Below are 392 nucleotides of genomic sequence, written 5' to 3'. Positions count from 1 at the left end.
CCTACATTCGCTCCGCCGATGGCAAGAATCGAGTGTTCGTCGGGCCGCTGATCGAGCGTGCGGAAGCCGATCGTCTGCGTGATTTGTTGAGTCGCCAGCAGAACCTCAAGGGTTTTGTGGTGCGTTTCCAGCCTGAGCGCGGCTAAATCTATCACCCCGATTTGAAAAGCACTGACAATCTCAGCTTACCGACAGCCATGGGCTCTGCTAAAATGCGCCGCCTCATCTGTCTGTAGGCTGCACTGTGCCATTTACCTGGGTTGACTGGGCGATCGTTGCAATCATCGCCATCTCCGCTTTGATCAGTCTGAGCCGCGGCTTCGTCAAGGAAGCACTCTCGCTGCTGACCTGGATCATCGCAGGAGTCGTTGCCTGGATGTTCGGTGGTTCAT

Annotated in this window: 2 protein-coding genes; both read left to right on the top strand. The window is 55.9% G+C overall.

Translation table 11 applies throughout. The annotated features are described in order from the left end of the window. The coding region (locus tag AC1DLB_RS32305; RefSeq protein WP_477786572.1) for an SPOR domain-containing protein at nt 1–146 on the top strand (146 nt) is incomplete at its 5' end. Between the two features lie 98 nt (nt 147–244). After that, a partial coding sequence (locus tag AC1DLB_RS32300; RefSeq protein ID WP_477786571.1) for a CvpA family protein occupies nt 245–392 on the top strand: 148 nt, incomplete at its 3' end.

Source organism: Pseudomonas sp. 05N434 (assembly GCF_056396965.1).
Note: the sequence above shows the minus strand (reverse complement) of the source record. Positions and strands in the feature narration are given on the sequence as shown.